The 7241-nt window shown below is 69.4% G+C and carries 6 protein-coding genes; 1 reads left to right on the top strand and 5 read right to left on the bottom strand.

Annotated features, from left to right (window positions below; genetic code table 11):
* Window positions 1-50: 50 nt before the first annotated feature.
* Window positions 51-1562: a depupylase/deamidase Dop gene (dop, locus tag K4G64_RS23320; RefSeq protein ID WP_342449673.1), complete on the bottom strand. Its 1512-nt coding sequence runs from the start codon at window positions 1560-1562 to the stop codon at window positions 51-53.
* 234 nt (window positions 1563-1796) lie between these two features.
* Complete coding sequence (gene arc / locus K4G64_RS23325; protein ID WP_221757970.1) at window positions 1797-3563, bottom strand: proteasome ATPase; 1767 nt, start codon at window positions 3561-3563, stop codon at window positions 1797-1799.
* Window positions 3564-3808: 245 nt separating this feature from the next.
* On the opposite strand from arc, the gene K4G64_RS23330 reads away from it, so the two are divergent.
* Entirely contained in the window at window positions 3809-4114 is a 306-nt protein-coding gene (locus K4G64_RS23330) for a ferredoxin (RefSeq protein ID WP_221757971.1), read from the top strand.
* 59 nt (window positions 4115-4173) lie between these two features.
* Here K4G64_RS23330 and K4G64_RS23335 read toward each other — a convergent pair whose 3' ends face one another.
* The 3 genes from K4G64_RS23335 to K4G64_RS23345 all read right to left on the bottom strand — a co-directional run.
* Complete coding sequence (locus tag K4G64_RS23335; protein WP_221757972.1) at window positions 4174-4752, bottom strand: hypothetical protein; 579 nt, start codon at window positions 4750-4752, stop codon at window positions 4174-4176.
* 317 nt (window positions 4753-5069) lie between these two features.
* Window positions 5070-5972 carry a tRNA (adenine-N1)-methyltransferase gene (locus K4G64_RS23340; protein ID WP_031108685.1) on the bottom strand — a complete coding sequence of 301 codons (903 nt, stop codon included), beginning with the start codon at window positions 5970-5972 and terminating at the stop codon, window positions 5070-5072.
* Window positions 5973-6044: 72 nt separating this feature from the next.
* Window positions 6045-7241, bottom strand: a 1197-nt coding sequence (locus tag K4G64_RS23345) for a site-2 protease family protein (RefSeq protein ID WP_221757973.1), incomplete at its 5' end; no start/stop codon positions are given.

The raw sequence follows: 7241 nt of genomic DNA on the forward strand, positions 1-7241 counted from the left end.
GCTTTTCCACCCTGCCCGGCCGGTTACGGACGAGTACCCGCTTCAAGCGGTCACCCGCCCGACAGGACCCTGACCAGGTCTTCCGCGGTGCGGCAGCGGTCCAGGAGCTCCTTGACGTGATTACGCGTTCCGCGAAGCGGTTCCAGGGTTGGGACGCGCTGCAGCGAATCCCGGCCCGGCAGATCGAAGATCACCGAGTCCCAGGAGGCCGCCGCGACGTCGTCCGCGTACTGCTCCAGACAGCGGCCGCGGAAGTACGCCCGGGTGTCCTCCGGCGGCACCGTACGGGCCCGCTCCACGTCCGCGTCGGTCAGAAGTCGCTTCATGCGCCCGCGGGCCACCAGACGGTTGTACAGGCCCTTCTCGGGCCGTACGTCCGCGTACTGGAGGTCGACCAGGTGCAGGCGCGCCGCGTCCCAGTCCAGGCTGTCCCGGCGCCGGTAGCCCTCCATGAGCTCCCGCTTGGCGACCCAGTCCAGCTCCCCGGCCAGACTCATCGGGTCGTGCTCCAGACGGGTGAGGGTGTCCTCCCAGCGGGACAGGACGTCCTTGGTCTGGTCGTCGGCGTCGGCCCCGAACCGCTCCTCCACGTACTTGCGCGCCAGCTCGTAGTACTCCATCTGCAGCTGGACCGCCGTGAGTGTGCGGCCGCTGCGGAGCGTGACCAGGCGCTTCAGCGACGGGTCGTGCGAGACCTGGTGGAGTGTGCGGACGGGCTGGTCGACGGCCAGGTCGACGGCGATGAAACCGTCCTCGATCATCGACAGCACCAGCGAGGTCGTGCCCAGCTTGAGATAGGTCGAGATCTCCGAGAGGTTCGCGTCGCCGATGATCACATGCAGGCGCCGGTACTTCTCGGCGTCCGCGTGCGGCTCGTCGCGGGTGTTGATGATCGGGCGCTTGAGCGTCGTCTCGAGGCCGACCTCGACCTCGAAGTAGTCGGCCCGCTGGCTGAGCTGGAAGCCGTGCTCGTGCCCGTCCTGGCCGATGCCGACGCGGCCGGCCCCGGCGAAGACCTGGCGGGAGACGAAGAACGGTGTCAGGTGGCGCACGATGTCCGAGAAGGGGGTCTCCCGCTTCATCAGGTAGTTCTCGTGCGTGCCGTAGGACGCGCCCTTGTTGTCGGTGTTGTTCTTGTACAGGTGGATCGGCTGGGCCCCGGGCAGCTGAGCGGCCCGTTCCGCGGCCTCTGCCATGATCCGTTCGCCGGCCTTGTCCCAGAGGACGGCGTCCCGGGGATTGGTCACCTCGGGAGAGCTGTACTCGGGGTGTGCGTGGTCGACGTAGAGCCGTGCACCGTTGGTGAGGATCACGTTGGCCAGGCCGATGTCCTCATCGGTGAGCTGGCTGGAGTCCGCGGCCTCGCGGGCGAGGTCGAAGCCTCGCGCGTCCCGCAGCGGGTTCTCCTCCTCGAAGTCCCAGCGGGCCCGGCGGGCCCGGTGCATCGCCGCCGCGTAGGCGTTCACGATCTGGGACGAGGTGAGCATGGCATTGGCGTTGGGGTGGCCGGGGACGGAGATCCCGTACTCCGTCTCGATGCCCATTACTCGCCGTACGGTCATGCGGCCCTCCTTGCCCGGCGGCACCCTCGGTCGTGGGCGCCACTCAGATACCGCTGGCGCTCGGTTGCGTGTGCGGTGCCCGTCCCCGCACTGCGCGACTCGGCGGTACGGAAGAGCCTAGAACGCCTTTGCGCTGGTGGGGAGATCATTTGCGTCATTGCGTTGCTCCAGCCGTGGCCGGAAAAACAGTCGGCTGCGGGTACCCGCCGAGGGCACCCGCAGCCGCCCTGCCTTTTACAGGTACTGACCGGTGTTCGCCACCGTGTCGATGGAGCGTCCGGTGTCCGCACCCTGCTTTCCGGTGATGAGCGTACGGATGTACACGATCCGTTCGCCCTTCTTTCCGGAGATGCGGGCCCAGTCGTCCGGGTTGGTGGTGTTCGGCAGGTCCTCGTTCTCCTTGAACTCGTCCACGCAGGCCTGGAGGAGGTGGGAGACGCGGAGGCCCTTCTGGTTCTTCTCGAGGAAGTCCTTGATCGCCATCTTCTTGGCGCGGCCGACGATGTTCTCGATCATGGCGCCGGAGTTGAAGTCCTTGAAGTAGAGGACTTCCTTGTCACCGTTGGCGTAGGTGACCTCCAGGAAGCGGTTCTCCTCGGACTCGGCGTACATGTGTTCCACAGCCGTCTGGATCATGCTCTGGACGGTGGTGGCCTTGGAGCCGCTGTGCTCGGCGAGGTCGTCGCCGTGCAGCGGGAGGCGCTCCGTGAGGTACTTGCCGAAGATGTCCTTGGCCGCCTCGGCGTCGGGACGCTCGATCTTGATCTTCACGTCGAGCCGGCCGGGCCGCAGGATGGCGGGGTCGATCATGTCCTCACGGTTGGAGGCGCCGATCACGACCACGTTCTGCAGGCCCTCCACGCCGTCGATCTCGGCGAGCAGCTGCGGGACGATGGTGTTCTCCACGTCCGAGCTGACACCGGAGCCACGGGTGCGGAAGAGGGACTCCATCTCGTCGAAGAAGACGATGACGGGGGTGCCCTCGCTGGCCTTCTCACGGGCCCGCTGGAAGACGAGGCGGATCTGCCGCTCCGTCTCACCGACGTACTTGTTCAGGAGCTCGGGGCCCTTGATGTTGAGGAAGAAGCTCTTGCCGGCGGCCTGGCCGGTCACCTCGGCGACCTTCTTGGCCAGTGAGTTGGCCACGGCCTTGGCGATGAGCGTCTTGCCGCATCCGGGGGGCCCGTACAGCAGGACGCCCTTCGGCGGCCGCAGTTCGTGCTCCTTGAACAGGTCCGGGTAGAGGTAGGGGAGCTCGACGGCGTCCCGGATGGCCTCGATCTGGCCGCCGAGACCACCGATCTGCTCGTAGCCGATGTCGGGGACTTCTTCGAGGACGAGTTCCTCGACCTCGCTCTTCGGAACGATCTCGTAGACGTAGCCCGAGCGGGGTTCGAGCAGCAGGGCGTCACCGGGCCGGATGTTCACGTCCAGCAGCGGCTCGGCGAGCCGTACCACCCGCTCCTCGTCGGTGTGCCCGAGCACGAGGGCCCGCTCGCCGTCCTCGAGGATCTCCTTGAGGGTGACGATGTCACCGACGCGCTCGTACTCCATGGCCTCGACCACGTTGAGCGCTTCGTTGAGCATTACTTCCTGGCCGCGCCGGAGCTCGTCGAGCTCGACGCTGGGGCTGACGTTCACCCTGAGCTTGCGGCCGCCGGTGAAGATGTCGGCGGTGCCGTCCTCGTTCGCCGTCAGGAAGACCCCGAAGCCGGCCGGCGGCTGTGCGAGCCGGTCGACTTCCTCCTTGAGGGCCACGATCTGGTCGCGGGCCTCACGGAGCGTGTTGGCGAGTCGCTCGTTCTGCGCGGACACGCCGGCCAGATTGGTCTGCAGCTCGACGATCCGCTCTTCGAGAATCCTCGTGTGTCGCGGAGAGTCGGCGAGCTTACGTCGCAGGACGGCGATCTCCTGCTCAAGGTAGGCGATCTGCCCGGCCGGGTCGTCGGACCCGCGTCCCGGGCGGATGCCGCGGTTCATGTCGTCGTCGTGGGCTGCCACGGTCCTCACCTCCTCCAAGGGGAGCTGGACGCTTCCAGACCCTACCTGGGCGGGTGTCGATTGAAACCCCTAGATCACAAAGACGGTCGGGGTGTGTCCGATCTTCACCCTTGCGCTCTCCCTCACGCCAGGGGAATACCCAGCGAACATGATTGGAACCCAGCCGGAGGTAGGGTCGAACTGTTCAACACCCGCCGGAGCTGGCCGGATTCCCGATACGGCTCGGCGGAGAAACGGCAGGAGAGATGAGCGTGCAGCAGGTGGCCGGGGCCGATGACGAGGCGCTGGAGGTCTGGATCGACCAGGACCTGTGTACCGGCGACGGCATCTGCGCCCAGTACGCCCCCGAGGTGTTCGAGCTGGACATCGACGGTCTGGCCTATGTGAAGAGCGCCGACGACGAGTTGCTCCAGGACAAGGGTGCGACAACGCCCGTTCCGCTGCCGCTCCTCACGGACGTGATCGACTCCGCGAAGGAGTGTCCGGGCGACTGCATCCACGTGCGGCGGGTTTCGGACAGGGCCGAGGTCTACGGACCGGACGCGGAGTGACTGCTTCTCTACGTTCCGTCACCGCTGTCTGATATCTCACACGCGTCGTCCCGTGCGCCTCACACGCTGCGAGCTCCGGCCGGGGCCGAGCGGACGAACGAGCCGCCGTGCCAACGCCATTTCGCGTCGCTCTTCTCGTCGGGGCAGCAACGCGGCACGTCGGCCGACGAGTAGCCGAGGAGCGTGGCCGTGACGGCGCCGTGGCGCACGGCGAAGTCGCTGACGGTGGTGCCGTCCTTGGGGTCGAGCAGGGTGGCCACGACGCGCGGCTTGCCGTCGTCGGCGTCGCGCGTCAGCACGTACACGCCGTCCGGTGGGGTGCCCATCGGCGAGTCGCAGTGGACGACGGCCACCGTCTCGGGCCTGCCGTCGCCGTCGAGGTCGCCTGAAGCCCGCTTCTGCACGACGGCCTTCACCGGGCCGCACTCGATCGGGAACGTCACCGCGGCCGGGTCGGGCGGAGTCGAGTGCGCCGGAGCGCTCTTGGTCTCGGGAGCGGCCGGCTGGGCCGCCGTGGCCGCGCCGGGCTGCAGGACCGAGGAGAAGGCCACGACGCCCGCGACGGCGGTCGCGGTGGCGAGCCAGTGGATGGGACGGGTGTGGGTGTGGGCGAGCTCCGGGACGGCGGAAGACTGCACTAGGAGGGTCTCCTGAGGCTGTGCCGGTGGGGTGGCCAGCATGGTGCCACACGTCACACCGAGAGGGAACGGCGGGGTGTGCACGTCCTGCGCCGGGGAAGTCTGAACGGTTACGGATTCTGCCGCTGTGTCAGCGGGCGTGTGCGGGCCCGGCTCCCGCTCGGGGCGCCGTGGGCCTTGGCGGCCCGCGCTGCAGGTCAACGGGGTCGGGTGGGGGTTCACCCGGGGCGGCAACGGAAAGGCGCCGTGGCGGAGTTCCGGTACGGATCCTGGAACTCCGGCACGGCGCCGGTGCGTTGGACGGGTGACGGGCTGCCTCAGCGGCCGGCGCCGCCGTCGGCGTTGGGACCTGCGTAGTCCTCGCCGTAGGCGCCCTTGGCGGGGCGGCGGCGGCGCATGGGCGGCTCGACCCCGTCGGCGAGGCGGCGGGCGGTGAGCAGGAAGCCGGTGTGGCCGATCATCCGGTGGTCCGGGCGGACGGCCAGGCCCTCGATGTGCCAGTTGCGGATCATCGACTCCCAGGCGCTCGGCTCGTTGAAGCAGCCGATCTCGCGGATGGATTCGACGGTCCGTGCGAGCTGGGTGGTGGTCGCCACGTAGCAGCACAGGATGCCGCCGGGGACGAGCGCCTTGGAGACGGCCTCCAGGCACTCCCACGGAGCCAGCATGTCGAGGATGACGCGGTCGACGTCGGCGTCGGACAGGTTGTCCTGGAGGTCGCCGACGGTGAGCTGCCAGGCGGGGTGCGGGCCGCCGAAGTAGCGCTCGACGTTCGCCTGGGCGATCTCGGCGAAGTCGGCGCGGCGCTCGTAGCTGTGCAGCATGCCCTGGTCGCCGATGGCCCGCAGCAGGAAGCTGCTGAGCGAGCCGGAGCCCACGCCCGCTTCCACGACGCGCGCGCCGGGGAAGATGTCGGCGAAGGCCAGGATCTGCCCCGCGTCCTTGGGGTAGACCACGGCGGCGCCGCGGGGCATGGACAGGACGTAGTCGGGGAGCAGGGGGCGCAGCGCGAGGTAGGCGACGTTCCCCGTGGTGCGGACAACGCTGCCCTCGGGAGCGCCGATCAGCTCGTCGTGGGGGAAGGAACCCTTGTGGGTGTGGAAGTTCTTCCCGGCCTCGAGCGTGAACGTGTAGTGGCGGCCCTTGGGGTCGGTCAGCTGAACCTGGTCCCCGACCTTGAAGGGCCCGCGCCTGCGGGCGGCACCGGTCGGTTCGGACATGTGACCAGCCTACCGGCCCCGGAGAGGGCCACCGACCACCAGGACGGCCTCGCCGTGAGGAGGGCCTCGCCGTCAGGAGGGCCTCGCCATCGCTTTCACGAAGGCGCGCTCCACATCGGCCGCCGACAGGACGCCGTAGATCTCGCCGGTCTCCTCGACCACGAGGTATTCGGTGGCGGGGGTGGCGCGCAGGGCGTCCAGGAGTTCCTCGCCGGAGAGTTCCGCCGAGACGCGCATGCCGTCGGTGAGGTCCTGGGCGAGGCCGCCGACGGCGACCCAGGGGCGGCGGTGCTCGGGTACGCCGACGATGGCGGCCTCGCGGACGAGGGAGAGGGGCTTGCCGTCGGTGTCGACGACGACCAGGGCTCGGGCCCCGGCGGCGTTGGCGCGGCGCAGGGCCTCGGAGAGCGGGGTGTCCGACTCGACGGGGACCGCGCGGCGGGTCAGTGCGCGGGCACGCAGTTCGGGGAGGTGCTCGCGCAGTCGGGCCATGCGCAGGCTGTTGCCGGCGCCGGTCCAGATGATCGCGGCGAGGATCGCGGCGAGCAGGGCGTCGAGGACGGTGTCCATGCCCACGTTGTCGACGGCGTCGGTGCCGAGGGCGCCGGACTGGGTCAGCAGGGGCAGTCCGATGAGCACGGAGACGGCGAGGGCGCGGCCGACCCAGGCGGCGGCGATGGTGCCCATCATCGGCTTGCCGGTGATCTTCCAGACGACGGCGCGGAGCATGCGGCCGCCGTCGAGGGGCAGGCCGGGCAGGAGGTTGAACGCGGCCACGATGAGGTTGGAGATCATCAGGCCTGCGAGCAGGACGCCGGGGACGGTGCCGGGTTCCACGGTCTTCGCGGCGCCGTAGAAGACGCCGGCGAGGGCGAGGGAGAGCAGGGGCCCGACGAAGGCCAGCACGAACTCCCGGCCGGGGGTCTCGGCCTCCTTCTCGATCTCGGAGACGCCGCCGAAGAACTGGAGCTGGATGCGGCGGACCGGGAGCTTGAAGCGGAGGGCGGCGACGGTGTGCGCCAGTTCGTGGACGAGGACGGAGGCGTAGAAGGCGACCGCGAAGAAGAGGGAGACCAGGTAGCGGGCGGCGCCGAGCTCGGGCAGCACGCGCTCCAGCTGGCCGCCGAACACCCAGGTGATCAGCGCGGCGACGAGGAACCAGCTCGGCGCGACGTACACCGGTACGCCGAAGGGCCGGCCCATGAGCAGCCCGCCCCGGGGCTCCGGCCGCTGGGGTGCGGGGCCCTTGCCGTCGGCGGAGTGGGCGAG

The organism is Streptomyces sp. WAC04114, from assembly GCF_019733245.1.
Lineage (GTDB): Bacteria > Actinomycetota > Actinomycetes > Streptomycetales > Streptomycetaceae > Streptomyces > Streptomyces massasporeus_A.

Excerpts from the sequence above, each read along its gene's own strand:
- K4G64_RS23330 (WP_221757971.1), top strand. The coding sequence starts at position 3,809 with ATGAGCGTGCAGCAGGTGGCCGGGGCCGATGACGAGGCGCTGGAGGTC.
- K4G64_RS23340 (WP_031108685.1), bottom strand. The coding sequence starts at position 5,972 with ATGTCCGAACCGACCGGTGCCGCCCGCAGGCGCGGGCCCTTCAAGGTC.
- dop (WP_342449673.1), bottom strand. The coding sequence starts at position 1,562 with ATGACCGTACGGCGAGTAATGGGCATCGAGACGGAGTACGGGATCTCC.